24 protein-coding genes are annotated in these 24,650 nt (G+C 67.0%); 15 read left to right on the top strand and 9 right to left on the bottom strand.

Translation table 11 applies throughout. The features are described from left to right. Positions 1-23 precede the first annotated feature (23 nt). Complete coding sequence (locus tag BM076_RS25960) at positions 24-1,202, bottom strand: PucR family transcriptional regulator (RefSeq protein ID WP_177246613.1); 1,179 nt, start codon at positions 1,200-1,202, stop codon at positions 24-26. A 131-nt stretch (positions 1,203-1,333) separates the two neighbouring features. Here BM076_RS25960 and BM076_RS25955 point away from each other — a divergent pair, with 131 nt between their 5' ends. From BM076_RS25955 to BM076_RS36795, 3 genes are all read left to right on the top strand, one after another. Beyond that, a complete protein-coding gene (locus tag BM076_RS25955; protein ID WP_093716116.1) occupies positions 1,334-2,263 on the top strand; it encodes a proline dehydrogenase family protein in 930 nt (309 codons plus the stop codon). Positions 2,264-2,301: 38 nt separating this feature from the next. Continuing rightward, positions 2,302-3,933, top strand: coding sequence for an L-glutamate gamma-semialdehyde dehydrogenase (gene pruA, locus BM076_RS25950; RefSeq protein WP_093716115.1), 1,632 nt, complete (start codon positions 2,302-2,304; stop codon positions 3,931-3,933). Between the two features lie 324 nt (positions 3,934-4,257). Further along, a complete protein-coding gene (locus BM076_RS36795) occupies positions 4,258-4,401 on the top strand; it encodes a hypothetical protein (RefSeq protein ID WP_177246610.1) in 144 nt (47 codons plus the stop codon). Between the two features lie 67 nt (positions 4,402-4,468). Here BM076_RS36795 and BM076_RS25945 read toward each other — a convergent pair whose 3' ends face one another. Continuing rightward, entirely contained in the window at positions 4,469-6,082 is a 1,614-nt protein-coding gene (locus BM076_RS25945; RefSeq protein ID WP_093716114.1) for a fibronectin type III domain-containing protein, read from the bottom strand. Between the two features lie 187 nt (positions 6,083-6,269). Between BM076_RS25945 and BM076_RS25940 the strand changes: the two genes are divergently transcribed. Beyond that, positions 6,270-7,313: a 3-isopropylmalate dehydrogenase gene (locus tag BM076_RS25940; RefSeq protein ID WP_093716113.1), complete on the top strand. Its 1,044-nt coding sequence runs from the start codon at positions 6,270-6,272 to the stop codon at positions 7,311-7,313. 200 nt (positions 7,314-7,513) lie between these two features. Next, positions 7,514-8,602 carry a branched-chain amino acid aminotransferase gene (locus tag BM076_RS25935; RefSeq protein ID WP_093716112.1) on the top strand — a complete coding sequence of 363 codons (1,089 nt, stop codon included), beginning with the start codon at positions 7,514-7,516 and terminating at the stop codon, positions 8,600-8,602. A 387-nt stretch (positions 8,603-8,989) separates the two neighbouring features. On the opposite strand, the gene BM076_RS25930 is transcribed toward BM076_RS25935, so the two are convergent. Together BM076_RS25930 and BM076_RS25925 are read right to left on the bottom strand one after the other, a co-directional pair. After that, positions 8,990-9,532, bottom strand: coding sequence for a GNAT family N-acetyltransferase (locus BM076_RS25930; protein ID WP_093716111.1), 543 nt, complete (start codon positions 9,530-9,532; stop codon positions 8,990-8,992). A gap of 25 nt (positions 9,533-9,557) precedes the next feature. Continuing rightward, positions 9,558-10,331 carry a GntR family transcriptional regulator gene (locus BM076_RS25925; protein ID WP_093716110.1) on the bottom strand — a complete coding sequence of 258 codons (774 nt, stop codon included), beginning with the start codon at positions 10,329-10,331 and terminating at the stop codon, positions 9,558-9,560. 149 nt (positions 10,332-10,480) lie between these two features. Between BM076_RS25925 and BM076_RS25920 the strand changes: the two genes are divergently transcribed. From BM076_RS25920 to BM076_RS25910, 3 genes are all read left to right on the top strand, one after another. Further along, the gene (locus BM076_RS25920) at positions 10,481-10,951 is read left to right on the top strand and encodes a hypothetical protein (protein ID WP_322936244.1); all 471 of its coding nucleotides are present in this window, start codon (positions 10,481-10,483) and stop codon (positions 10,949-10,951) included. Then, positions 10,948-11,496: a DUF6907 domain-containing protein gene (locus tag BM076_RS36220; protein ID WP_143120645.1), complete on the top strand. Its 549-nt coding sequence runs from the start codon at positions 10,948-10,950 to the stop codon at positions 11,494-11,496. Before BM076_RS25920 ends, BM076_RS36220 begins: the two co-directional genes overlap by 4 nt. A 291-nt stretch (positions 11,497-11,787) precedes the next feature. Further along, the gene (locus BM076_RS25910; RefSeq protein WP_093716108.1) at positions 11,788-12,231 is read left to right on the top strand and encodes an SH3 domain-containing protein; all 444 of its coding nucleotides are present in this window, start codon (positions 11,788-11,790) and stop codon (positions 12,229-12,231) included. A 1,262-nt stretch (positions 12,232-13,493) separates the two neighbouring features. On the opposite strand, the gene BM076_RS25900 is transcribed toward BM076_RS25910, so the two are convergent. The 4 genes from BM076_RS25900 to BM076_RS25890 all read right to left on the bottom strand — a co-directional run bounded on the left by BM076_RS25900 (position 13,494) and on the right by BM076_RS25890 (position 18,295). Then, positions 13,494-15,362: an AAA family ATPase gene (locus BM076_RS25900; protein WP_245796373.1), complete on the bottom strand. Its 1,869-nt coding sequence runs from the start codon at positions 15,360-15,362 to the stop codon at positions 13,494-13,496. A 50-nt stretch (positions 15,363-15,412) separates the two neighbouring features. Continuing rightward, a complete protein-coding gene (locus tag BM076_RS25895) occupies positions 15,413-15,985 on the bottom strand; it encodes a hypothetical protein (protein WP_177246612.1) in 573 nt (190 codons plus the stop codon). After that, a complete protein-coding gene (locus BM076_RS36210) occupies positions 15,982-17,361 on the bottom strand; it encodes a hypothetical protein (RefSeq protein WP_143120643.1) in 1,380 nt (459 codons plus the stop codon). The genes BM076_RS25895 and BM076_RS36210 overlap by 4 nt, the downstream gene beginning before the upstream one ends. Positions 17,362-17,524: 163 nt before the next feature. Beyond that, positions 17,525-18,295 carry a GntR family transcriptional regulator gene (locus BM076_RS25890; RefSeq protein WP_093716105.1) on the bottom strand — a complete coding sequence of 257 codons (771 nt, stop codon included), beginning with the start codon at positions 18,293-18,295 and terminating at the stop codon, positions 17,525-17,527. A gap of 194 nt (positions 18,296-18,489) precedes the next feature. Between BM076_RS25890 and BM076_RS25885 the strand changes: the two genes are divergently transcribed. The 7 genes from BM076_RS25885 (at position 18,490) to BM076_RS25855 (ending at position 22,974) form a co-directional block, all read left to right on the top strand. After that, positions 18,490-18,867 (top strand): SCO3933 family regulatory protein, encoded by a 378-nt coding sequence (locus BM076_RS25885; protein WP_245796371.1) that lies wholly within the window; start codon positions 18,490-18,492, stop codon positions 18,865-18,867. Next, a complete protein-coding gene (locus BM076_RS25880; protein ID WP_093716104.1) occupies positions 18,867-19,076 on the top strand; it encodes a hypothetical protein in 210 nt (69 codons plus the stop codon). Before BM076_RS25885 ends, BM076_RS25880 begins: the two co-directional genes overlap by 1 nt. Continuing rightward, a complete protein-coding gene (locus tag BM076_RS25875; protein ID WP_093716103.1) occupies positions 19,069-19,296 on the top strand; it encodes a hypothetical protein in 228 nt (75 codons plus the stop codon). Before BM076_RS25880 ends, BM076_RS25875 begins: the two co-directional genes overlap by 8 nt. Beyond that, on the top strand, positions 19,296-20,618 hold the full coding sequence (locus tag BM076_RS25870; RefSeq protein WP_245796370.1) for an FtsK/SpoIIIE domain-containing protein: 1,323 nt from the start codon (positions 19,296-19,298) through the stop codon (positions 20,616-20,618). Before BM076_RS25875 ends, BM076_RS25870 begins: the two co-directional genes overlap by 1 nt. Continuing rightward, on the top strand, positions 20,615-20,821 hold the full coding sequence (locus BM076_RS25865) for a hypothetical protein (protein ID WP_245796368.1): 207 nt from the start codon (positions 20,615-20,617) through the stop codon (positions 20,819-20,821). The genes BM076_RS25870 and BM076_RS25865 overlap by 4 nt, the downstream gene beginning before the upstream one ends. Before the next feature lie 271 nt (positions 20,822-21,092). Continuing rightward, complete coding sequence (locus BM076_RS25860) at positions 21,093-22,532, top strand: replication initiator (RefSeq protein ID WP_245796366.1); 1,440 nt, start codon at positions 21,093-21,095, stop codon at positions 22,530-22,532. A 70-nt stretch (positions 22,533-22,602) separates the two neighbouring features. Next, on the top strand, positions 22,603-22,974 hold the full coding sequence (locus BM076_RS25855) for a hypothetical protein (RefSeq protein WP_143120642.1): 372 nt from the start codon (positions 22,603-22,605) through the stop codon (positions 22,972-22,974). Positions 22,975-23,046: 72 nt separating this feature from the next. Here BM076_RS25855 and BM076_RS25850 read toward each other — a convergent pair whose 3' ends face one another. Beyond that, positions 23,047-24,585 carry a recombinase family protein gene (locus tag BM076_RS25850; protein WP_245796364.1) on the bottom strand — a complete coding sequence of 513 codons (1,539 nt, stop codon included), beginning with the start codon at positions 24,583-24,585 and terminating at the stop codon, positions 23,047-23,049. Positions 24,586-24,650 lie beyond the last annotated feature (65 nt).

Here is a 24,650-nt window from a genome sequence, read left to right as displayed (position 1 = left end):
GGCGCCGTCGCGTTCCCACAGAGCTACAGCCTGGCGGCCTTCAGGGCCATGTGCAGCAGCAGGCGCGATTCGCCGTCCGCGAGGTCGAGGCCGGTGAGCTGTTCGATACGGGACAGGCGGTAGTAGAGGGTCTGGCGGTGGATGGCCAGGGCGGTCGCGGTGCGGCCGGCCTGGCCCGCGTTGTCCAGGAACGCCTCGGCGGTGTGGGCCAGTTCGCGGTGCGCCTCGGTGAGCAGGGGAGCGATCACCGGGTCCGGGGGAGCGTCGGCGGGCAGCGCCGTCAGCAGCCGGTAGGGGCCGAGGCCCGACCACTTCGCGATCGGCCCGAGCAGCGGCTGCGCGAGCGCGGCCCGCGCGGAGTCCACCGCCTCGTCCCAGGCGTCCGGCAGCTCCGCGAGCGACTTGCGCCCGTCGCTCATCCCGGCGACCGCGCCCTCCGGCGCCGCCTCGCCCAGCAGCCGGGCCGCCGCCGACCGGGCCGTGGCCAGCAGTTGCACGGTGCGCAGCCGCACCAGCAGGGCGATCGAGTCGCCGCGCGCGCCGGGCACCAGGCACAGCGCGGCGGCCGACGGAATCGTCCGCGCCCCCGGCAGCTCGTCCTCGCCGCCGTCGACCGGGCGGACGCAGACCAGGGCGTGCGGCTCGTCCGCGTCCGGGCCGAGCGCCGTGCGCAGCGCGTCCTCGGCGGCGTCCCGCTCCGCCCGGCCGCGCGCGGTCAGCAGCTCGCGCAGCGCCCGGCCGGGCCCCGCCCCCTCCCGGGCGCGGGCGGCGAGCCGGTCGCCGATCCGGGCCGCGACCGCCATCGCCGCGTCGAGCTGGGTGATCGAGTGCTCGGCCTCGTCGAGCAGCCAGACGTAGCCGTGCACCACACCGCCGTGCCGCACCGGCAGACAGAGCCGGCCGCGGAAGACGCCCGCCGAGGGCGCGGCGGGGATCCGGACCGGCGCGGTCGCGCGGGCGATACCGAAGCGTTCGAACCAGGCGCGCACCTCGGTGGTGGAGCCCCGGGTGAGGATCGACCGGGTGCGCACCGGGTCCATCGCCCCGTCGTCCCCGTCGTGCACCCCGAACGCGATCAGCCGGAAATCCCGGTCCTCCAGCGTCGCGGGCGCGCCCAGCAGCGCCGACACCTCGTCGACCAGCTCCTGGAGATCGCCGCCGAAGCCGCCGTAGTCACTACGCACTCGTCCATTCTCCCTCATACATCTGTATGAGGGACTACCCCCGGATGCGTGACAGGTGTCGCTGGTTCAACGGGTAGGCGAATCCTAGATTCGGGGCGACGGCCGCCGTCGGCCGCTCTCCCGTACCGCCGTACCGCCTGGAGGACCCCGTGCTCGGTCCCGTGCTTCTCGCCGCCGCGCGCAGCGACCGCATGCGCCGTGTCGTCGCCGCCGCGCCCGTGACCCGGCCCGTGGTGGACCGTTTCGTCGCGGGCGACGAGCTGAGTCCCGCGATGGACACCGTCCGCTCGCTCACCGCATCGGGCCTGGAGGTCACCCTCGACCACCTCGGGGAGGACGTCACCGACAAGACCACCGCCCGCGCCACCCGTGACGCGTATCTGCGGCTGCTCGACACGCTGCGGCACGACGGGCTCGGCACCCGCGCCGAGGTGTCGGTGAAGCTGTCCGCCTTCGGCCAGGCGCTGCCCGACGGCGGCCACGACATCGCGCTGGCCAATGTCCGGCAGGTCGCGGAGCTGGCCGCCGAGGTCGGCACCACCGTCACCCTCGACATGGAGGACCACACCACCGTCGACTCGACGCTGGCGATCCTGCGCGAGCTACGCCGCGAGCACCCCGGCACCGGCGCCGTCCTCCAGTCCTACCTCTTCCGCACCGAGGAGGACGCCCGCGCGCTGGCCGTCGCGGGCTCCCGGGTCCGGCTGGTCAAGGGCGCCTACAAGGAGCCCGCCTCCGTCGCCTTCCAGGACAAGGCCGACGTCGACAAGGCGTACGTCCGCGCGCTGCGCGTGCTCTTCGCCGGCGAGGGCTACCCGATGGTCGGCTCGCACGACCCGCGGATGATCGCCATCGCGCAGGACCTCGCGGCGCGCAACCACCGCCCGGCGGGCTCGTACGAATTCCAGATGCTCTACGGCATCCGCACCGCCGAGCAGCGCCGCCTCGCGGACGAAGGCCACCGTATGCGCATTTACGTGCCGTACGGCGCAGACTGGTACGGATACTTCATGCGCCGCCTCGCGGAGCGCCCGGCGAACCTCGCCTTCTTCCTCCGCTCCTTCCTCCCCGCCCGCTGACCCCCCTTCCCTGTGGACCTATAGAGGAGAAACGCTCCATGGACGCTGTGACCCAGGTCCCCGCGCCGGTCAACGAGCCGGTGCACTCCTACGCGCCGGGCAGCCCGGAGCGCGCCCGGCTCGAAGCGAAGCTCAAGGAACTGGCGGGCACCCCCGCCGACCTGCCGATGTTCATCGGCGGCGAGCAGCGCATGGGCGGCGGCGAGCGCAAGAGCGTCGTACAGCCGCACAATCACGGCGCCGTCCTCGGCACCTACGGCAACGCCACGTCCCAGGACGCGCAGGACGCGATCGACGCGGCGCTGGCCGCCGCCCCCGCCTGGCGCGCGATGTCCTTCGACGACCGAGCCGCGATCATCCTGCGCGCCGCCGAGCTGCTGGCCGGTCCCTGGCGCGAGACGGTCGCCGCGTCCACCATGCTCGGCCAGGGCAAGACCGCCCAGCAGGCCGAGATCGACAGCCCCTGCGAACTGGTCGACTTCTGGCGGTTCAACGTCCACTACGCCCGGCAGATCCTCGCCGAGCAGCCGGTCGCCAACGCCCCCGGCGTCTGGAACCGGCTCGACCACCGGCCGCTGGAAGGCTTCGTCTACGCGATCACGCCGTTCAACTTCACGGCCATCGCGGGCAATCTGCCCACCGCGCCCGCCCTGATGGGCAATGTCGTGCTGTGGAAGCCGTCGCCCACCCAGACCCACTCGGCCGTGCTGCTGATGAAGCTGCTGCGCGAGGCCGGGCTGCCCGACGGCGTGATCAACCTGGTGACGGGCGACGGCATCGCCGTCTCCGAGGTCGCGCTGACCCACCCGGACCTGGCCGGCATCCACTTCACCGGCTCCACCAAGACCTTCCAGTACCTGTGGCGCACGGTCGGCGAGAACATCGAGCGGTACAGGACATATCCGCGGATCGTCGGCGAGACCGGCGGCAAGGACTTCGTCGTCGCGCACCCGTCGGCCGACCCCGCGATCCTGAAGACCGCGCTGACCCGCGGCTCCTTCGAGTACCAGGGCCAGAAGTGCTCGGCCTCCTCCCGCGCCTACATCCCGCGCTCCATCTGGGACAGCGGCTTCAAGGAGGAGTTCGCCGCCGAGGTCGACGGCATCACCATGGGCGACGTCACCGACCTGTCCAACTTCATCGGCGCCGTCATCGACGACCGGGCCTTCGCCAAGAACAAGGCCGCCATCGACCGCGCCAAGGCCGACCCGACCGTCGAGGTCGTCGCCGGCGGCACCTACGACGACTCCGTCGGGTACTTCGTCCGGCCGACCGTGCTGGTCTCCACCGACCCGGCCAACGAGATCTTCCGCGAGGAGTACTTCGGCCCGGTGCTCGGCGTGTACGTCTACGACGACGCCGACTTCGAGACGATGCTCGCGCAGATGGAGTCGGTCTCCGCGTACGGCCTGACCGGCTCGGTCATCGCCCAGGACCGCGCCGCGGTGGCGGACGTGATGGAGAAGCTGCGGTTCGCCGCGGGCAACTTCTACATCAACGACAAGTCGACCGGCGCCGTGGTCGGCCAGCAGCCGTTCGGCGGCGGCCGCTACTCCGGCACCAACGACAAGGCGGGCGCCGCGCAGAATCTGATGCGCTGGACGTCGACCCGCGCCATCAAGGAGACGCTCGTCCCGCCGACCGACTACCGCTACCCGCACCAGGGCTGACCCGCCGCGCCGCACCGGCGCACCCCGACGGCCCCCGCCTCCGGTCCCCATCCGGCGGCGGGGGCTTCAGCGTGGACGGCGTGCACGGCGCCTCCGCGAGTGTGGCGCCCGCCACGTGACGGGTACGAAAGCGCCGGTCAGCGGGCCGTCCGGGTGATCGGCGTCTCAGATAGTAGGAAGTCCGAGTAATTGTGGCGACAGGACGGCGGTGCTGTCCTAACTTTGTAGGAGCCGAACGTCTCGCTCCATCGAGCGAGCGGCGGATGCGAGCAGCGCGCCCCTGACGCGGGTCACCCCCGCGGCGCCCGCTCCCCGCCCCGTTCCGTGGCGACCGCCATCCAATTCCGCCAGTTTTCCCTGGAGTTGATCACCATGGACGAGACCGCCCGCCAGAACGCCCTCCGTGCCCTCCAGCGCAGCATGGATCGCCGTGACAACGGCGGCAGCACGGGCCACGAGGCCCGCTGACCGCGGCACACCCCTTTTACTCGGCGCGACACGCGTCAACGGGCCCGCGTGGCCCGGCCGCGGTGCGCTACCTCGCGCGCCGCGCCACGGTGAAGTGGTCGATCCGCGCCCCCGTCTCGGCGAGCGCCGAGACCGTCAGCGTGGACTCCCGCCCGGCACGCGCCGGTTCGACGTCCACGGAGATGAACGAGTAGCCGGTGTAGCGCACCCGCGACCACTCGACGGACTCGGTGACCCTGCCGCCGCCCTTGGCGGAGTGCCAGGTCGTGACCGAGTCCACGTGGTGCTCGTCGCCCTCGACCGAGTCCGGCGCCGGGAAGTCGTAGAGGCTGCGGCCCGCGCCGCCCGCCGTGATGTAGACGGTGCCGTCCGTCTCCGGCCGCGTCGTCGCGCCGATCGCCACCTGCTTCGACACCTTGCCGCCGCGGATCGCGTCGGTGCGCTCGTACACATGGTTGTGGCCATTGATGACCAGGTCCACCTTGTGCTTCTCGAACAGCGGCACCCACTCCGCCTGCACACCGCCGTCGGAGGCGTGCGAGTTGGTGGTGGAGTACGCGCAGTGGTGGAAGAAGACCACCAGGAAGTCGATGCCGTGCTGCTTGCGGTACGCGCCCAGCGTCCGGTCCAGCCACGCGGTCTGCCTGCCGCCGGTGATCCCGTAGTTGGCGGGGATCTCGTACGACACGTCATTGGCGTCCAGCGCGATCACCGCGGTGTTGCCGTAGACGAAGGAGTACGCGCCCGGCTGGTTCCTCGGGTCGTGGCCGTTGCCCGGGAACGTCCAGCGGGCCTCCTGGCCGCCGTAACCGTTGGGCGAGTACCACGCCTCCATGTCGTGGTTGCCGGTGGTGACCATCCACGGCACGCGGGCGGCCACCGACTCGGTCTGCGCCAGGAAGGAGTCCCAGGTGCGCGCGTCGTAGTCCGCGGAGTCCGCGGGCAGGCCGGAGCCGTCCGGGTCGGCGTAGCAGATGTCGCCGGCGTGCAGGTGGAAGGCCGGGTTCCGGGCCAGGATCAGCGAGTCGTTGGCCAGCGCGTGGTAGCTGACGCCCTGGTCGCCGAAGGCCGTGAAGGTGAAGCGCTCCCGCTTGCTCTGCGCGGGCGCGGTGGTGAAGGAGCCGATGGTGGCGAAGGCCGCGGCGTCCGCCGGGTCGAAGCCCTCGTGGCCGACGCCGTAGTAGTACGTGGTGCCGGGCCGCAGATTGTCCAGCGCCACATGCAGGTAGAACTGGTCGACCGGCGGCAGCTTGCTGTTCAGCAGCTGCGGGGTGTGCAGCGCGCGCACCTCCGCCTCGATTTTGTGGCTGAGCGACCACGGCTGGAGGCCGACCCGCAGGAAGGGCCTGCGTACCGCGAGCGGCACCTGCCAGGAGACCCGGAACTGGGTCTTCGGGTCGGCGCCGAAGGCGAGGTGGCGGCCGAAGGGCGCGACCAGCGAACCGTGCACATGGTGATCGGTGGCGGGCCGGCCGAGCAGCGTCGGGCCGGTCCGCGGCGCCGGGGCGCTCGCGTCCGCCACACCGCCGAGCAGGCCGGAGGCGGCGATGGTGCCCGCGGCGACCGCGCCGCCGGTGATCATCCGGCGCCGGGTCAGCCGGGAGCGCAGGTACTCGTGCTGTTCCGCCATGCTCATCCGACCGGCGAGCGGGGCGTCGATACCCATCCGAGGAGTGTCCATGGCGGGCAATCTCGCAGTGTTGTCCGTCCGCAGCCCGTCCGCCGCCGGTCCGCCGTACGTCCGTCGATCGACCGGCCGGTGAACGCGGTACGGCGCTCGACCGGCGCCCAGGCTGCCGGAAAACCCCGTTCGTCCGGCATGCGGACACGCCATGTCAATGGCTGGGACGCGGAGTAGGGTGCACCGCATGTCTCGCAGCATCAGCCTCGCAGTGATCCCCGGTGACGGTATCGGCCAGGAAGTCGTGACGGAGGGCCTGAAGGTCCTTGCCTCGGTGCTTCCGCAGGACGTCAAGCTGGAGACGGAGGAATTCGACTTCGGCGCCAAGCGCTACCACGCGACCGGTCAGACGCTCACCGACGACGACCTCGCCCGCCTCAAGGGGCACGACGCGATCCTGCTCGGCGCGATCGGCGACCCGTCGGTGCCGTCCGGTGTGCTGGAGCGCGGCTTCCTGCTCAAGCTCCGCTTCGCCTTCGACCACCATGTGAACCTGCGGCCGAGCAAGCTGTTCCCCGGCGTCGCCACGCCGCTCGCCGGATCGCCCGAGATCGACTTCGTCGTGGTCCGCGAGGGCACCGAGGGCCCGTACACCGGCAACGGCGGCGCGATCAGGACCGGCACCCCGCAGGAAGTCGCCACCGAGGTCAGCCTCAACACCGCCTTCGGCATCGAGCGGGTCGTGCGGGACGCGTACGCGCGCGCCCAGGCCCGGCCGCGCAAGAAGCTCACGCTGGTGCACAAGAACAACGTGCTGGTGCACGCCGGCCACCTGTGGACCCGGATCTTCGAGCAGGTCGGCGCTGAGTTCCCCGAGGTGACCACCGACTACCTGCACGTCGACGCGGCCACGATCTTCCTGGTCACGCAGCCCGAGCGGTTCGACGTGATCGTCACCGACAACCTCTTCGGCGACATCATCACCGACCTGGCCGCGGCCGTCTCCGGCGGCATCGGCGTCGCCGCCAGCGGCAACATCAACCCCACCCGCGACTTCCCGTCGATGTTCGAGCCGGTGCACGGCTCCGCGCCCGACATCGCCGGCCAGTCCAAGGCCGACCCGACCGCCACCGTGCTGTCGGTCGCCCTGCTCCTCCGGCACCTCGGGTACGAGGCGGAGGCCGCCCGTATCGACGCCGCCGTGCAGGCCGATCTGGCCGAGCGCGCCGGCGCCCCCGCCCGCACCACCGTCGCGATCGGCGACGCGCTGGCGGCCCGGGTATCCGCCTGACCCGGCGGCCCGACCTGGGGGCTTTCCCCCACCTGTAGGTCCCCGGCCCCACCGCTGCGATAATCGGCGGTGGGGCCGCAGCGCGACCGGATGCTTGGACGTCCTACAACCTGTCCCCGGCATCCCGCCGCTCGGTGAGTGACGACGACGGCGCACGACCGCGCGACGCGCGGAAGCGACAGCGGAAGAAGGACAGGAACATGACGACACCCACGATCGAGCTGAAGCCCTCCGCCCACCCGCTGGCCGCCGCCGAGCGGGAGGCGATCCTGGCGAACCCCGGCTTCGGCCGGCACTTCACCGACCACATGGTCACCATCAAGTGGACCGAGGGCCGCGGCTGGCACGACGCCCAGCTCGTGCCGTACGCGCCGCTCTCGCTCGACCCGGCGAACATGACGCTGCACTACGCGCAGACGATCTTCGAGGGCCTCAAGGCGTACCGGCAGCCCGACGGCAGCGTGGCGACCTTCCGGCCCGAGGCCAACGCGCGGCGCTTCCAGTCCTCGGCCCGCCGGCTGTCGATGCCCGAGCTGCCGGTGGAGACCTTCATCGAGGCGTGCGACGCGCTGGTCCGGCAGGACAAGGAGTGGGTGCCGGACGCCGGCGAGGCCTCGCTCTACCTGCGGCCCTTCATGATCGCCACCGAGGTCGGCCTCGGGGTCCGCCCGGCCAACGAGTACCTCTTCCTCGTCATCGCCTCCCCGGCCGGCTCCTACTTCTCCGGCGGCGTCCAGCCGGTCTCGGTCTGGCTGTCCGAGGAGTACGTGCGCGCCGCGCCCGGCGGCACCGGCGCCGCCAAGGCCGGCGGCAACTACGCGGCGTCCCTGGTCGCCCAGGCCCAGGCCATCGAGCACGGCTGCGACCAGGTGGTCTGGCTCGACGCGATCGAGCGGCGCTGGATCGAGGAGATGGGCGGGATGAATCTGTACTTCGTGTACGGCGACCGCATCGTCACGCCCGAGCTGTCCGGCTCGCTCCTGCCCGGCATCACCCGTGACTCGCTGCTCACCATCGCCGCGGACCTGGGCTACCAGGTGGGGGAGGGGCGTATTTCCGTCGACGACTGGAAGCAGGGTGCGGCCGACGGCACGCTCACCGAGGTGTTCGCCTGCGGCACCGCCGCGGTGATCACTCCCGTGGGGTCCGTCAAGTCCACCCGCGCCGCCTGGCCCGTCGCCGACGGGGCCCCGGGCCCCGTCACCATGCGCCTCCGCGAGGCCCTCCTCGCCCTCCAGTCCGGCCGCGCCGCCGACCCCTACCACTGGATGCACCCCCTGGGCGCCTGATCTCCTCCTGCGGAGGGCAAGCCCGTCCGTCCCGCACCGTGCGGGAGTACGTGCCCCGTAGGGGCGCGGGGGGACTTCGCCTAAAGACACTCCCATTTTAGTGCCAGAGAGCGGCGCTGACCAGGGAAAATGAGTCATTCTCCCTGGTCAGTTGGGGTGCGCATGCGACGGGCCGCGCGGGCGGACTGGCGGTTGGGCGGGGCTTTGGGCGGGAGCCGGCATGGGGCGAGAGAGCAGGGCCCCGTAAGCTCTCGCGACTCGGGCAGGCTGTGGACCTGCCCGCAATAGCCCGAAGTGGGGGCCTGCTCTTCGAGGCTCGCCCCAGGATGGCTGCCTAAAGCCCCGCTCAGGCGCCCCCGAGGCACAGGGTGCTCTCGCCCGAGGCTTCTACGCCCTGTGGTCCGAGGCTGGCACAGGTGGCGTGGCGGGCGAGACGTAGCAGATTGCGTTGATCTGCTGGTCATCGCCGTACCGGTGGATTGCTTTGCCGATCGGCCGCCAGCCAAGGCGCTCGTAGAGACGGATGGCGGCGGTGTCTTTGGTCATGACGTCGAGTACGAGTCGCATGCCGCGCTGTTGGGCGTAAGCAGCGGCCGCACGCATCAGTTCTTCACCCACGGAGTGACCGCGAGCTTCGCGGATCACGAAGAGCCTCGCCAGAACGGCGATCTCGGTCCCGGCGCCGTTCGTCTGCTTCTGCCAGAGCGCCACGGCGTCCTCGCCCTGGGGCCTCATGATCGCCACATGGCCCACGATGCGGTGATCGATCTCCGCCACCCAAGCCTGGATCACAGTGGGCGGCGTGATCCATTCCTCCGGCTGGTCCACCCCTTCGACGGGGTAGCCGTCGGTCGCGTGCACCTCGATCAGTGCCGCTGCGGTTCCGGGGATGTCGGCGTCTTGGATGGCTCGGACAACTGAGGTGGCCATGCAGTCTCCAATGAGCGAGGTGGGGCTACTCGACGGGCAGTTCGTAGAGAAGGCCGGTTCGGTCAGCGCGATGGACGTATCGGGAGACCTCGAAAGGCTCCAGGTCCTGGTCGAGGCTGGTGTGGAGCACTTCGAGCACCGGTACGCCGGGCGGAAGGCCCAGCAGCCTGGCCTCCTCGGGCGTCGGCATGCGGGCGCTGATCTCGTCTCGCACCCGGGTCATGACATGGCCCAGTTCTTCCAAGCGGCCGTAGATACCGTGCGGGCCAGCCTTGGGCTGCATGAGCAGGGTCCCTTGAGCCTCGTCCCACCGCAGATAAGTGGAGACGATCTGCACCGGCTCGTCGTCCGCGAAGTAGTGGTTCTTCCGGTGAACGACGGTCTCCTGATCGTCGCGGATCTTGAGGCGTTCGGCTATGTCGGGCGACGGAACTTCGCGCGTAATGCCCAGCACGTCGATTCGCGCGGTCTTCCCCTGCCGCTTGGCCTCCAGCCGAAACGGCGTGAGACCGGTCTCCCGGTTCTTGAGGGAGTAGCGGTCGCTTCCGAAACGGAAAAGCCGCTGCGGCTCCCGTACGAAGACCCCACGGCCGTGCTTGGCAGTGACGAGTCCTTGTTCCGCCAACAACCGGATGGCCTCGCGTGCGGTGTTCCGCGCCGCTCCGTACTCCTCTGCGAGAGCGCGTTCCGATGGGAGTTTGGCTCCGGCGGACAGCTCGCCGCGTTCGATCGCTGTACGGAGCGCCTGGGCGATACGCCTGCTGGCGGGCTGTTGAGAGAAGGCCTCGGACCGGGTCATGGAACGAGCATAACTGGCTTAAGCCAGTTGCTTGACGCGGTGGAAGCGCGCGTGCTCAACTGGCTTAAGCCAGCAAGTGGCTCAAGCCAGAGGCGGCGCCCTACCGCCAAGCAAGTCGCCGCCCCCGACGCCCCCTTGAGGGAGTGGTCATGAAGTTTCCACCACGTATGCGCGTGAAGCTAGCCGTGCAACGACCCAAAGCTCTCCGACTCGGACGAGCGTTACGACAAAGGCTGGACACGGGAGGTGCCGGCGAGAGTGCGGCACGCGACCAGGACGAGCCCACCTCGGGCCTGCGGTTGCTGCCATGGCAGGGGCCGGAAGGTAAGCCCTGCTATCTCAGCACCAACGACCAGAACTCCTTCATGTCGCGCATGGCGGACAACATGGAGGCGGTACAGATCGGATTGGGCGAAGACCTCCTCGACCACGTGAGCAAGGTCTTAGCACAGACTGTCACCTCGGAGACTGAACTCCGCAACCTGATCAACTCCTTGTGCCAAGCGCTGCGTGACGCCCTCCGCGTCGCAGAGAGTCGGGGCGATCGACTTCCTCGCGCGGACGACGACGCGTCGGCAATCGCCGCGCGAGTCGCGATTGACCGCGAGTTCGTCCGGTGACGGCGGCAATCGAGCCGATCCAGCCCTCCGAACCGGCTCGGCCTCATCGTCCAAACACGCCGCTCGTTATCGATCCGGTCCCGACGAACTGCGACAGAACGTGGACGATTGCCAGTACGAGCGGCTACGCGGCTACGGGATATCTGCCGGCATGGGCCGAAGACGACCCGAGTGCGTCCGGCATACCTCTGGAACGACTGGTCGGCCACCTGGAAGACATGTGCCACCAGGCCCACTTCAGCGGAAAGATGACGTGCGTCACCCACGGGCGGAACCCGGTCGAGGAGTCCGCAGTATTCAGCGGCAGTATCGACTGGACGCCCTACGCGGAGAACCCCGATGAGCGCATCCCCGTGGCCAACGTCTGGATCATCGACGATTACTGGATCCGAGGGCTCAGCCCGACCGGGCTTGCCGAGTTCGCTGCTCAACTGCGTTCCCAGGCCGACTATTTTGACCAGGAGGTCCGACCTCGACTCGTTGAAGCCCGCGCTGAGTGGGGCGCCTGGCATGCGAGCCGAACGGCGGACGGCGGTGCATCGTGAGGCAGATGCTCCTCAGCCTCGCGATCGTGTTGCTCTGGATCGCGCTTATCGCTCCTCTCGCAATCGTCAGTGATCCCTACCGATACATGCGCCCCTAGCCGGGCGGGGACGCACAGGTGCCAGCAGCTCCGCCCGGGACCGTCCGGGCGGAGCTTTCCGTTATCCCTGGACACCATACTTATCAGGATAAGTAGTTGACCGGGTACTCCTCGTCCGCTCATGCTCGCTAGTTGTCAGGACAAGTGGCGGTGCCTTGCCGTTGCTCGTCTCGGATCAGCGGGAGGAGTCCTCATGGAGAAGATTGTTCGTACCCGGCTTCGCGCAGGCTTGGCCGCGGCGCTGCTCGCGGTGACCGCACTCCTGGGCATGAGTGCCACGTCGGCATCGGCGGCCAGCCCGGAGGAGATGACGAGCGGGCCGATACCTGCGGCCGTGACGCATGTGGCGCGAGCACCGGCCCAGCAGTCGTACGCGCGGACGCAGAACTCGTCGGTGCGCGTGAACGGGCTGCGGTTCAGGACGCGCGCCAGTTACTACGGCACGGTTCGTGGGTTGCTGTACCGGGGTGACCGGGTGCAGGTGCTCGGAGCCAAGGGGCCGTGGATGCATGTGCGGCTGACTCGTCGCAGCGGCGGCGGGTCGCGGGCGGGCGCTACGGGCTGGGTGGCCAAAACCTATCTGTACGGGCCGTCGTGCCGGTCGTACAAGTCGTGGCCGTGCAGCGTCTGGCGGTGACGCAGCGTTAGATAGGGGCGATCCTCCCGTCGAAGCGGGAGGGTCGCCCCGTTGCACTTGTGGCGCGAGTGTGCCAATTTTACTCCTCTGTCCTTTCGTACGGTGGTCATATGGTCATCCTGTGCTACCGTTTGCTTCTGCAAAGGACGCGACTCTATTACGCCTTTGGCATGTGCCGAATGGCGAGATGGGTGCATGCACTATGCGCAACGGGGATGGGGCGGGACTGGATCCCTGGGAAGACGACCTTGGCGAGACGGTGTGGGTGAGCGGGTCCGAAGCGGTCGCCGGGTGGGTGGACGCGGACTCGGCCGCGCGGGAGTTCCGGGATCTGCTGGTGACGTTGGGAGTGCCCGCCGGGGAGATTCACGCGGCGGCGGGGACGGGCGCTGAGGGTCTTGGCACGGTGCGGTTGAAGACTTCGCCGCATGTCGTCCGCTGGCTAGGTTGCGTCCTGGCGAGGGTGGATTTGGATGCCCTCCCCAATGCTCCGTTCTGTGAGCACGAGCGCGGGGGCGAGTCGTCGTTATGGATGGAGCGGTGACCGGGCTTGCGCGGCCTTCCGGACCGCAGTGGCCGAACGCCGTCTTCCCCGGGGCGCGTTGGCGGAGGAGTCTGGAGACATGAAGCGGAAGACGGTCGGCCGGGAGCTGCGTACTCAAGGCAGGCGCGGCCGGGTCCGCGTGGAGGAAGACAAGCATGGCCACCAGTGGGTGACCTGCTCCGGCTGCAAGCTGGACCGGCTCACGCCTGGGATCGCTCCGGCGAAGTTCGTGCAGCGAGATCATGCGAAGACTTGTATGCGGTGACGTTTTGACGTGAGGAAGGCCCCCTGGCGCCGGCGAGGCGAAGTGGGCTTTCTCTGGTCAAGAGGGCTGCGGGTTCGTGCGGGCGGCTGCTGCCCGGGACGGGACCGGCCGCCAGGCCGCACGCCCGGCCCGAGGGCGGCAGGACCGCCCGGCGCGCTGCAAGCGCGCCCTTGAGAAAGTAGAGAAGATCTAGACCGCTGTGTAATCACAGGGATCTATCATCGTGTCGGCTCTTACCCCACAACGGCTGGATGAGCCGAGAAAGCATCGCTCCCGTATGGCGCCCTGAATGCCGATAATCCGTCCGGATGGAAAGTATCCGGCGGACCGATCATTAGGCCAGCCACGCGCTGCCCGCCGTGAACGGCGAGCAGAAATCCGCGGGATCTTCCCTCTCTCCGATTCGCCCTCCCACAAAATTCACTCATTTTATTGGAGGCAACAGAAGAGAGATCACTCGTCAGCCGAGGCGATCACGTCCACTTGCCCCTCGCCTGGGTGCCGGATCGTTGCAACAGTCGGGTGCTGGTAGTCGAACTTGATGCGCGCAAATTCACCCTCATAGTCGTCCGGCAGCTCGTTGTCGGAGACGAGAAATTGAACTGTCCCGGGATCTTCACTCACCCCCTTGAAAAGCCGCTTGTAAATTGCCGCACACGTCTCAGTTGCTGTGTTTAGCGCCAACCGCGGCCCGTCAATGATGAGCATGGACGGGTAGCGAGAATCAGTTTGTCGTGCCACAGTCATCAATGACGTCCAGTAGGCAATTTGAGTCGCCGTCATCGAGCCTCCCCCACTCATCAGGGTTTTCGTGAAGACTTTTCCATTGATTACGGGCAGGTAGTTTTCTCTGTCAAACCCGACGGATTCGACTGTGGCAATATTGAGGTTTTCCACGGTTCTGCGAAACTCTTCTTCGATCCGAGCGAATACTGAGTTCTTATGGACGACCAAAGCCGCCTTACGCGTCGCAATGTTCGTCTTCAATCTCTCCTGCTCTGATCGAAGCCCTCTGACTTTTGCAGCAATATCCTCGACACGATCCCACTGTTGCAGCGCCGCCTCAAAATTTTCTAGCCTTGTGCGAGCGGTGGCCATTCGATCCGATGCATCGCTAAATGCTTGCAGCCTAGGCGTTACACGTTGAGAGGTCCGCGTTTCCAGAGTCTCGGTGAGATGCTGCACGAGCGACTGCCGGTCGATGATGGCCCGCCGAGCTTCCTCCAACTGCTGTCCCGTGGCCTCCCTTTGTGTATTCATTTCGATGAGCTGCATTTCAAGCTGCTGAAGCTCATAACTGTCAGCAGCGCGCTCGGGTGAGACCGGATCCAGTTGCAAGCACAGGCGGCACCTATCTTTCTCAACGGGTCTATTACTCAAAGACTGCATGCACCGAGGGCACACAGAAAACTCGATGTTGGCAAGCCTGGCGCCGGCATCTCGCATGCGCTCTAGCCGGGCGCAATCTGCCCTGACCCGCTTCTCCTCCAAGACGATCTCATCGCGTTCACGAGTAAGGTCTTGTGCAGTAGCACGAGCTTCGGCCAACGACCTCTCGGCGTCCGTGAGGAGATCCCGATACGTTTGAGTCTGTCTGTCGATTACGGGGTCAAGTTCCTCCCGGAGCGAGTTCAATTCTCCCCGTGCCGACTCTTGCTCCGCGGCAGCATCTCGTAGGCTTTGTTCAACGTCTTCTCGGCTGCTGGTATTACTATCGCGTAGAAAATCCAGAATTGTATTCAAATGTGAATCTGCGTCATCAATCTCTCCGTTCAGTACATTTACTCGTGATTGCATTCCAAGGATCTCAGGATCAGTTAGCTTGAACAGTAGCTCGAAAACCGCTTTTCTTTTGGGGTCGTAGTATCCCTCCCTGCTATCTGCGATATCCCGATTGATGGCATACTGTGGAATATACACAAACTTGAAGATGTCGCCGAAGGTAACTCGGCTACCAGGTTTACTACTTTTCCCTTTCTGTGCGGGAGCCTTGATGTCATCGGGCAGTCCTAGCTTCGCGAGCAAAAAGCTGTTAAGGCTCGACTCTCCATCGACAGACAGATCAGGGAGACGCTCGCCAGTGCGTTTGTCAACGATGCGAATGTTCTTACTTTTGGCTGTATCCAGGCTGCGAGTAATCAGGTATTGATTTCCCCCAATCACAATGTCGACTGCGATATCATTCACGGCTTCTGTAGCGACCGAAGCAAGGCGAGGCTCTCCTGCGGCGAACCCATACTTAATCAATTCTAGAAGAGTCGTCTTACCCACTCCTGTGGGACCTTCGAGGACGGTTAGATCAGATTCAAAATCATAGCTCACGCTTCCTTCAATGGTGTGCAAGCTAACTGCGCGGAGGCGGAACTGAAGAGTCACTGGATTACCTGCCGATGCGGACGGTCCATCAGGTTTTCAAGCCTTGCATAAATGAGATCTTTAATGGTGTTTCCAGTCATGCCCGATGAAGCATCCGCGATAGCCTCGCTGCGCTCAGCCATAGCCTTCCAGTCGCGGACCTTCCCCATCTCGTCAGCGAGACGACGCCCTTCTCTGGTCGTCGCGAGTGCAACGCTTCCCTTTCTTCCTTTTGTGTACTTTAGGAGTCCGCGCCCAACCAATGCACCGATAATCGCGTAGTATCGGTCGTCCCACGGGCCGTACTTGTAGCGCACCATCGGGGCCTCCACCTCTGTCGGTGCCTGAATCTCGTCTTGTGATAAATTTAGACGAGGATCAGAATTTGAAAGGTGGTCTAGCACCACGGGAGCTAAAGCTGGATACCTAAGCAAAAAGTCCAATTTGGCCAACTTTGTTAGGCCATCTAGTTTTCGCGCATGACCTGGTGCTTTAGAAATTGCATTTACTAGCAGGAGGACTCGCGCCTGATGATAAGCCAAGTCGTCGCGAAGCAGGGCAAGTTCTAGATCATCGTATGCGATGCTCATGCCACGCTCCCTCGGTTCTCCTCACGGACCCGTTCAATCTCGACGGCTACATCGAAAATTTCGCTAAACCAAATTTTGCATTCGTTGGTAAGATCACTAATTCCTCCCAACAGAAGATCTGCATCCATTCCGGATGGAACTTGCTCTATGGGGATGGCTTCGAGTGCATCCTGGAGTGTGATCCAAAAATCCGCCCCCCATTGGCTCTTCGTGCGCATTTTTGGAGTGTCTGATCTATCGCTTACGCGCAGGAGAAGCCGGCGCAGCTTTTCACGCTCGGCCAAGGCGGTAGGATCACCGTTCAGACGGTTGCGCCAGTATCGCTGATAGTCCCGCCTGAGCTGTTCTCCCCGCTCAATGCTGTTGTCCGAACAATTCCCCTTCCGCATCTTTACTGCGGCACGGCTCAGCCTGATGGGAGAGGCCAACGAACCATAAGCTGACGGGTTCGCCACAGCCGTCATGACCGCAAGATCGATATCTTGCATTGTCACGATCCTCGATGCGAGTTCGCGTTCTCTTTCTATCGAAGTGGGGAGTTCTGTTCCGTTCGCAAATGCCAGAACGGGAGAAATGATCGCATCTACTCTCGGGCCTGCCGCTTTCATGCGTGTGAAGAAGAGCCCGTAGACGACATTCCAAACGGCCTCGCAAGGCACATCGAAACCTAGATGATCAACAACGGGTTTTGCGCATTTTGTGGGAGCCGCAAAGCCGATATCTGCTCGTCTCGTAAGCTCAGCCTGAATATTCAACATGGACATGAAGCGGGCGATCTGTCGCAGCTGCTCATCAGGTGACACTTCACCCTCACTACCCGCAATCCAGTCCTTGGGTAGGTACTTTCCACTATTTGCGTGAATGGCAGAGTGAAATTTATCGATGGATGGGCGATGTTCGTCAGTTACGACGACTTGCTGCCCTGAAAGGCGGACCTCCCGCAAGGCCCTCATCGTGGTGGCGAATTTTTGCACGTCGCCGTTTGCGAGGCCTCCGGACGTCGCAAGCCTGCAAGTTGGCTTCTCTTGCAAAGCACGCCACCTTAGGAACAGGTGTGCTAGGCCCCCTTCGTGAGTAAGCTCGTTTAAGGTACGGTAAGCGTCAGTAGACGGATCTCGATGCTTAGCAGAGACGAGTTCCGCAGCGTCTCCGTGAAGTGCTACCCAGTCCTCGTGGTACTCGCAAAGAATTCTCCGGGATTCGCCATCTTGCAGGCGTTTGTCGGCGCCCAGCGCCTGGCGATACAGCTCTAAGCCGTCTGCTGCGGCCATCGACGCTTGCCAGTCGTAGCGATCAAGCGTGTTGGTTCCCGAGTCGTCGGGCTGCGGCGATGAGACTACGAGCTCTGCGGCCGTCAGCTCCGGTTGTTCAGACAACGTGCCCCCGCCCTGTCCCACGTTCGTTCATAGATCCTTGCATGATGACACGCACATGCGCAGCATTGCTGACAAAACGACGAATCTGTCGCAACGATGACCGGGGAACACGAGAGTGTGGCCCTGAGGACTAACGAAACTACGTGCTTGCCGTTGCAGGCACTCATGTTCTCGATCCTGTTGACGTAGCCTGATTACGTTCGGGGCGGTAGGTGAGGCGAGTGGTCTCGGCGCTTGCAGTGAGAGTTTCGAGGAGTAGCGGGCCACCTTTGCCGGAATGGGTGACACGGTGGGTTTCGAGGAGCCACGCGGTGTCGGTGACGCGGAGGGCTGAGCGGTCGTCGGGGGTGGAGCGGCGGGCGGTGACGTATTCGTGCCAGGTGAGGGTGTGGCCTGCTGCTGTAAGCAGGGCATAGATCTCACTCGGTTCCGTAGCGGGAATGTCTTGTAGTTGGGGGTGCTGTGCGGCGAGTTCGAATGGGATGAGCGTGCGGTGTTGGGCGCGCAGCCCGGCGGTGGGGTCAATCAGAAGACGGTAGACAGCAAAGGCGGCTTCGTCTTCGTGGTCGATGAGTTCGGCTTCGGCCGCGGTGATGTGGGTGCGGGTGGTGTGGGGTTCTTCGGCCTGGACGAACTGGGACTCGTAGGCGGTGAACTTCTTGCCGCGTCGGGTGATGGTCTGATCGATGTCGGTGCGTGTGGTGGGTTGGCGGACGAGTGAGCCTCGGCCGCGCTGGCTTTCGACCAGTCCCATGGCGCGTAGTTCAGCGACGGCGGCGCGGGCGGTCGGCCGGCTGATGGAGAAGGTGCTCATCAGGTCGGTTTCGCTAGGGAGCATGCTGCCGGGCGGGTACTGGCCCTGGCTGATCTGCTCGGCGAGCCTGGTGGCTACGGCTTCGTAGAGGTGGACTGCTTTGGCGCTCTCGTCGGGCATGTGAACTGGCCTCCCGTGTCCCCGTGTGCGGGTTGTCAGTGGGTCGTGCTACGTGCATGTCTACCCAATTGGTTGTCAGGATAAGTGCTTGCCTCCCGTCGTCAAGCGGCGCACACTCGCAACCTATTAGGACAAGTACCTGACCGGACTAAGTTCGGCGGCTTGTCACGGGCGCAGAAGGGGTGTGTACACCTATGCAATCCATCCCGGTGGACACGGCGCGCTTGGGGGCGATCTTGTGTGTGGTCCCCCCGGAGCCGCGCGTGAATCCGGAGACGGGGCAGATCAGGGTGGACCGGGACGGCAACACGATCTACGTCGTGGGCTGCGTCGTCCGGCAGGTCGAGGGCCGCAGGTCCGATGTGATCGAGGTCGCCGTGCCCGGCGAACCGCGCGGCTTGGACGCGGGCATGCGGGTGGAGATCGCGGAACTCACGGCGATCCAGTGGCAGATGGGTGACCGGTCGGGAACGAGCTGGCGCGCGACGGCGATCACGCCCGCAGCAGGTCAGCCGACTCCGGCCGCTCCCGCTCCGGGCAAGCCCAAGGGCGGCCCCGGGGGTGTGGGGTGATGGCGGTGACATGGCTGGATCTCCTGGACCGCCTGGCCAACCTCGGCGGCATCGCGGACGTGCTGGCCGTCTCGGAGCTGGACACGGCCACGCGTCGGCTGTCGCTGCTGCGCGTGGCGCGGGACTGCGAGGAGGCAGCCACGGCAGCCCGTCTGCTGGCGGAGGCCGAGGCGGCGGACGCAGCGGCGGGGGTGCGCAGCGATGGGTGACAGGCAGACGGAGTTGGCGCGGCTGGCCCGTGATCTGGATGCGCTGACCGGTGCGGGGATGCTTTTGGAAGTGGCTTCGCACGATGCGCAGTTCACTCCAGTGATGCTCCGGTTGATCGTGCGGCACGGGGAGTTCGCCGCGCAGCGGGCGCGTCGGCTGCTGGCGACGGAGTACCGGTTGGCCGGTGACCGGGGCAGCACGGACGAAGGTGGTTCGTGATGCCGTGGGAGCTGATCATCTGGCTGATCTCGGCGGCCTTGTGCGTAGTGCTGGTCATGCAGCCGATGTGGGAGTACCGGCTGCCGCGCTGGCTGGACGGGATCGCGTGGGGCTGGGTACTTGGCGGGTATCCGTTGACGGTCGGCCGCATGGTGACGACGTGGCGGCGGCTGTGTATCGCTGCGGGCCTGTCGGTGACCGATCGGCCGCGTCACGCGGTGATCGCGGGCGATCTGGTGGTGAGCGGGAGCGCGCTGCGGCCTTCGGTGCCGCGTCTGGGGCTGCCCCGGCTGACGCGTGCGGGTCTGCGGCTGACGATCCGGATGCTGCCCGGCCAGACGCCGGCGCTGTTCCTGTCTGCGGCGGATGCGATGGCGCACGCGTGGCGGGTCTACGCGGTGCGGGTGGTCTCGCCCCGGCGGGGCTGGGTCACGATCACCGCCACGGCCCGCGATCCGCTGGCCGGCGATGCGACGGCTCCGGCAGCCAAGGCAGCGCGGTTGTTGTCGGCGGTCGTCGGCCGTACGGAGGACGGCGGCGCGTGGACGGTTGATCTGCGGTCGGTACCGCACTGGTTGGTGGTCGGCGCGACGCAGTCGGGCAAGTCCACGTTGCTGGCGTCGCTGGTGTCGGAGCTGGCTCCGCAGCCGGTGGCGTTGGTCGGGATCGACTGCAAGGGCGGCTTGGAGCTGTCGTTGTTCGGCCCCCGGTTGTCGGCGTTGGCCAGCAGCCGGACGGAGGCGGCGGCGTTGCTCAATGCGCTGGTGGTGGAGATCGGGCACCGGATGGCGGAGTGCCGGGCGGCGGGTGTGCGCTCGGTGTGGGAGCTGCCGGACGGGGTGCGGCCGGTACCGCTGGTGGTGCTGGTCGACGAGGTTGCCGAGTTGTACTTGTCGGACGGCAGCAAAGCGGGCCGGGCGCAGGTCGCGGAGTGCTCGACGGCGCTGCTGCGGCTGGCGCAGCTCGGGGCCGCGCTGGGCCTGCACCTGGTGGTCGCCGGTCAGCGAGTGGGCTCGGAACTCGGTACGGGTGTGACGGCGCTGCGGGCGCAGCTCGGCGGCCGGATCTGTCACCGCGTCCATGACGAGCAGACCGCCGTGATGGTGCTGGGCGACCTGTCGCCGGATGCGGTGGCGGTCGCGCAGTCGATCAGCGAGGACGAGCGCGGGGTGGCGGTGGCCACGGTCGGCGGGAGCTGGCTGCGGGTCCGCTCCACGCACACCACGACGGAGCAGGCCCGTATGACGGCGCTGCTGCACGCGAAGAGCACCCCGGACCTTCCGGGGCTGGTTCACGCGGTCGCCGGGGGTGAGGACTCGTGAACGATGTCGTGACGTCGGAACCGGCGTCGCTGTCCTTGGTCGTGGTTCTCGGGATCATCACCGTGCTGTTCGTCCGGTCCCGCGAAGTGCCCTGGTGGCAGGCGGCGTTGATCGCGCTGTTCGGGTTCTATGTAGCGCTGACTCCGGCCGTCTACATGGTGTCGGAGCTGGTGCAGTGGGTCCTCGCCCGCTTTCAGGGCTGAGGCGGTGTGACTCGTGCCTGAGAACGAGCCTCCGCGCTGTCCGCGCTGCGGTCGCCCACGTGAATACCGGCGGCGGGGGCGTCTGGTGCACTGCCGATACTGCCGCCGCACCTGGCGTCGCCGCCATCCCCGCTCCCGCAAGGCCCCGCGTCGCTGACCGAGGGCGCCGGCGAGTGGATTCCGTCATCGTCCTTGCTCAACCCCTACTGAAGGGAGGTCTGGTCATGCCGTTCTCGGTCCCGTCCGTCCGGCACGAAAGGGCTCCGCCGTCATGGCTACGACCCTGTACGACGGTGCCGCACGGCGGTCCGCTCTTGACCGGGCGGACCGCCTGCGGCATCTGTCCGACACCGAAAAGGATCTGGTCCGTCTCGCCTGCGAACCGGGCTTCGAGCGGTGGCTTGAGCAGACGCGGGCCACCGGGGGCTGCGCCCGCCCGGTCTACCTGTCGGGTCACATCATCGTGACCGACCGCACGACCGGTGCCGTCGTACGGCACTACGACACGGCGGGCGAGCCCGGTGGGCGGCTGCCGGTGCGCTGCCGCAACCGCCGCGCCTCGGTCTGCCCGCCCTGTTCTCGTGAGCACTCCGGGGACACCTTCCACCTGGTGCGTGCCGGACTGGTCGGCGGCAAGGGCACTCCGGCTCGCGTGGTCGAACACCCCCGGCTGTTCGTCACCCTCACCGCCCCATCGTTCGGCGCGGTGCACCGGGCGGGCCCGGACCGCTGCCGCCCCCGGCGCGGCGGCGGGGACTGCGAGCATGGTCGGCCGGTCGGATGCGGGCTCGTCCACAGCGAGGCTGACGCGGCGATTGGTCGGCCGCTGTGCTCGGACTGCTACGACTACGCCTCTCATGTGCTGTGGCACGCGCACGCCGGAGAGCTGTGGAACCGCACCTGCCGTGCCGTCCGGCGCTGCTTGGCCACCGCGGCCGGGATCACGCAGACCGACCTCGCCCGGCATCTGCGGGTGTCGTTCGCCAAGGTCGCGGAGTACCAGCGCCGGGGAGCGGTCCACTTCCATGCCGTGATCCGCCTCGACGGCCCGGACGGTCCGGATACGCCTCCGCCGTCGTGGGCGGACGCCGCTCTTCTGGCCGACGCGATCCGTACGGCCACCGCTGCCGTCCAGGTCCGCATGCCGTACACGGCGGCTGTCGGCGAGTACGCGTTCCGCTGGGGCGAGCAGGTCGACATGCACCCGATTCGCGAGTTCGGTGACGGCTCAGCGATCACGGACGAAGCGGTCGCGGCCTACGTCGCCAAGTACGTCGGCAAGAGCCTCGGGGACAGCGGAGGTCTCGACCACCGCGTGCACGACGCCGGCACCATCGCGCTGGCGCCGGTCTCCGATCACCTGCGGGCGCTGATGGGCGCCTGCTGGCGGCTCGGCGACCTGCCGGAACTGGCCCACCTGCGGCTGCGAGGCTGGGCCCACACCCTTGGTTACCGGGGCCACTGCCTCACCAAATCCCGCCTGTACTCGACCACTTACACAGCCCTGCGTGCCGCCCGCGCGTCCTTCCGGACCGGACAGCGGGAAGACGGTTCTCCAGCGGACACCGTGACCGACTCCGCGTGGCGCTACGTCGGCTCCGGCCACACCCCTGGCGCGGCGGAGATCGCGGCGGGCATCGCGGAAGACCTGGCGGTCCTGCGGGAAGTCCGCCGCCTCTCAACCGGGACGCCGGAACGTCCGGATGGCTGAGACGACCGCCGGGGAATTCCACGCGACCTACGCGGTCGGCGGACGTGTGGAAGCGCTGCGGACATGGCGAGTGACGACCGGCGACCCGTACGTCGCGGCGAAGGTGGCACGGCTCCTCGGCGGCACGCCCCGGCCCGTGCCCGGGGCGGCCGGGCTGGAAGTGGTGACGGACGCTGAGTCGGTGCACGTGTCCCTCGACCGCAGAAGCGGCACCCTCCTCGGGTTCACGCTGGAAGGCAGTACCGGCCTTGGCCGGTTCGACTTCGCTCCCGCGCCGTGGACAGTCGAGCAGATCACCCGCACCTGCACCCGCGACGGCGGCAGCGGGGCGGGTGGGCGGGACACTCGGCCGCAGTTGATCATCAAACCGGTAGAAGTCCGGACGCGGACCGGCTTGTACGCCGTGCATCTGCTTCCGGTGCTGATGCTGCCTCGTGGCTGAAGCGCGGGGACCGTACGGGGAGTGCCCCGCACCGGGTGCCGGCTGCGGGGCCTCCTCGTCAAGCTGACTCCCTTAGGCGGCTAGAGCCATCTCGAACAGGTCCGCCCCGGTGATCTTCAGTCGGTCCCCTGCGCCGTCCGGGTAGAGGACGAACCGTACGTCGTAGGAGGCGAGCAGTTCACGCCGCGCCGCGTCGTCCGGCGCTTCCTCCCACGCCTGGGCGACGGTCTTGCCGGTGGGCACCAACCGCATGCCCGCTGGACGCTCGGGAAGCGCCTGCAATTCCTTGATCTCCCGCCCGATACGCGCGTACTGAGCCCTGTACCACTCGGCGTCGTCCTCGTCGTTGTACAGACCCGCCAGCCTGTCTTCACGCAGACGCTTCCGGTCGGCCTTCAGCTCCGCGATCCGGGCCGTGTTGCCGCTGCCCGGGTCCCACACCTTCTCCATGATCTCGCCCGGCCCGTACCGCTCCAGGAACCACGTGGTGATCGTCTCATCGGCGGCCGTGAGCTTGATCGACGGCGCAGGCGTGCAGCGCTCCGACCCCTTCAACCGCTTCACCCGGCCCGTGCACCGGTACGACGCGCCTTCCCTGCCCCGGCTGCCGACCGTGATCGTGTTGCCGCAGTTCCCGCACGTGCCCAGCTTCGACCCCAGCCGTGTCGCCTTCGGCGCACGCGGCGCCGTGGCCGGCTGCGGGTTCGCGGGCCTGCACTTCTCACGCAGCCTGTCCAGGGTGGGCCTGTCCCACAGTCCCTCGCACAGCCGGATCGGCTGGCCGGTCTTCTCGTCCAGCACCGCGCGCCCGTTGTGCGTCAGGTACCCCAAGGATGCTTCGTTGGTGAGAATGAAGATCAGCGACTTGGGCGACCACGGAGTGCCCTTCGGCTCCTTGCCGTAGAGCACCGCCATGTGATCACTCGGCGACAAGACCCCCGCCCGGGTCAGCCGCGCCGCCTCCGTGTACGGCGTGATCGTTCCCGTCTCGTCGGCGAGGATGCGCTTCGCCACCTCCCGCGCATTCCGTGCCGCACCCTTGTGCAGACGAACATGATCGATCTTGCCCATGGGCGTCAGCCGCACGTACTCAAAGCCGTACGACGGTGCGTTGTTGGGCTTCCCCAGCGTCCGAGCCGTCACGGCCCCATCCCGGTTGCGCTTCTGGATGGCCCGCAACTCCATCTGCGCCCCGAACGACTCCATGCTCAGCCGCATCTCGTCGGCCGGGTCGTCCAAGTTCCACGGACCGTCGTGCCCCTCCGTGACCAGCATCCGGCCTTGGTCGTGGATCATGTGGGCCGTGTTGAGCACGTCCCGCTGGTTGCGGCCGATACGGTCCACGCTCGGGCCGACGATGCCCGAGTACGGGCCGTTCTCACCCCGAAGCCATGGACCCAACCCCGCACGGGTCAGCGGGTCCGTTGCCCCGGACACCTCCCAGTCGTCGGCCCACGCGATGATGTGACCACCGACGCTCGCCGCTGCCTTGAGGACCTGCCCCTTCTGCTTCTCCGGCGACGATGTCGCGTCCTTCTTCCGGCTGAGCCTGCGCACGCCGACCAGGCACCTGCCACAGCCGTCGTACTCAGTCGTCACCATGCCATTCATGGTCCGCCGCCCTCCTCCGCACGTCACGTGCGTTTTGAGGAAGTCCCCCCGGGGAACTGCGCGAC

Origin of the sequence: Actinacidiphila alni (assembly GCF_900112845.1) — a bacterium.
GTDB classification, from domain to species: Bacteria; Actinomycetota; Actinomycetes; order Streptomycetales; family Streptomycetaceae; genus Actinacidiphila; species Actinacidiphila alni.
This window is presented reverse-complemented; position numbering and strand designations above follow the sequence as displayed.

Coding starts and splice junctions, on each gene's coding strand:
- BM076_RS25960 (WP_177246613.1), bottom strand. CDS start 1,202: ATGAGGGAGAATGGACGAGTGCGTAGTGACTACGGCGGCTTCGGCGGC.
- pruA (WP_093716115.1), top strand. CDS start 2,302: ATGGACGCTGTGACCCAGGTCCCCGCGCCGGTCAACGAGCCGGTGCAC.
- BM076_RS25945 (WP_093716114.1), bottom strand. CDS start 6,082: ATGGACACTCCTCGGATGGGTATCGACGCCCCGCTCGCCGGTCGGATG.
- BM076_RS25940 (WP_093716113.1), top strand. CDS start 6,270: ATGTCTCGCAGCATCAGCCTCGCAGTGATCCCCGGTGACGGTATCGGC.
- BM076_RS25935 (WP_093716112.1), top strand. CDS start 7,514: ATGACGACACCCACGATCGAGCTGAAGCCCTCCGCCCACCCGCTGGCC.
- BM076_RS25930 (WP_093716111.1), bottom strand. CDS start 9,532: ATGGCCACCTCAGTTGTCCGAGCCATCCAAGACGCCGACATCCCCGGA.
- BM076_RS25925 (WP_093716110.1), bottom strand. CDS start 10,331: ATGACCCGGTCCGAGGCCTTCTCTCAACAGCCCGCCAGCAGGCGTATC.
- BM076_RS25920 (WP_322936244.1), top strand. CDS start 10,481: ATGAAGTTTCCACCACGTATGCGCGTGAAGCTAGCCGTGCAACGACCC.
- BM076_RS25910 (WP_093716108.1), top strand. CDS start 11,788: ATGGAGAAGATTGTTCGTACCCGGCTTCGCGCAGGCTTGGCCGCGGCG.
- BM076_RS25895 (WP_177246612.1), bottom strand. CDS start 15,985: ATGAGCATCGCATACGATGATCTAGAACTTGCCCTGCTTCGCGACGAC.
- BM076_RS25890 (WP_093716105.1), bottom strand. CDS start 18,295: ATGCCCGACGAGAGCGCCAAAGCAGTCCACCTCTACGAAGCCGTAGCC.
- BM076_RS25885 (WP_245796371.1), top strand. CDS start 18,490: ATGCAATCCATCCCGGTGGACACGGCGCGCTTGGGGGCGATCTTGTGT.
- BM076_RS25880 (WP_093716104.1), top strand. CDS start 18,867: ATGGCGGTGACATGGCTGGATCTCCTGGACCGCCTGGCCAACCTCGGC.
- BM076_RS25875 (WP_093716103.1), top strand. CDS start 19,069: ATGGGTGACAGGCAGACGGAGTTGGCGCGGCTGGCCCGTGATCTGGAT.
- BM076_RS25870 (WP_245796370.1), top strand. CDS start 19,296: ATGCCGTGGGAGCTGATCATCTGGCTGATCTCGGCGGCCTTGTGCGTA.
- BM076_RS25860 (WP_245796366.1), top strand. CDS start 21,093: ATGGCTACGACCCTGTACGACGGTGCCGCACGGCGGTCCGCTCTTGAC.
- BM076_RS25850 (WP_245796364.1), bottom strand. CDS start 24,585: ATGAATGGCATGGTGACGACTGAGTACGACGGCTGTGGCAGGTGCCTG.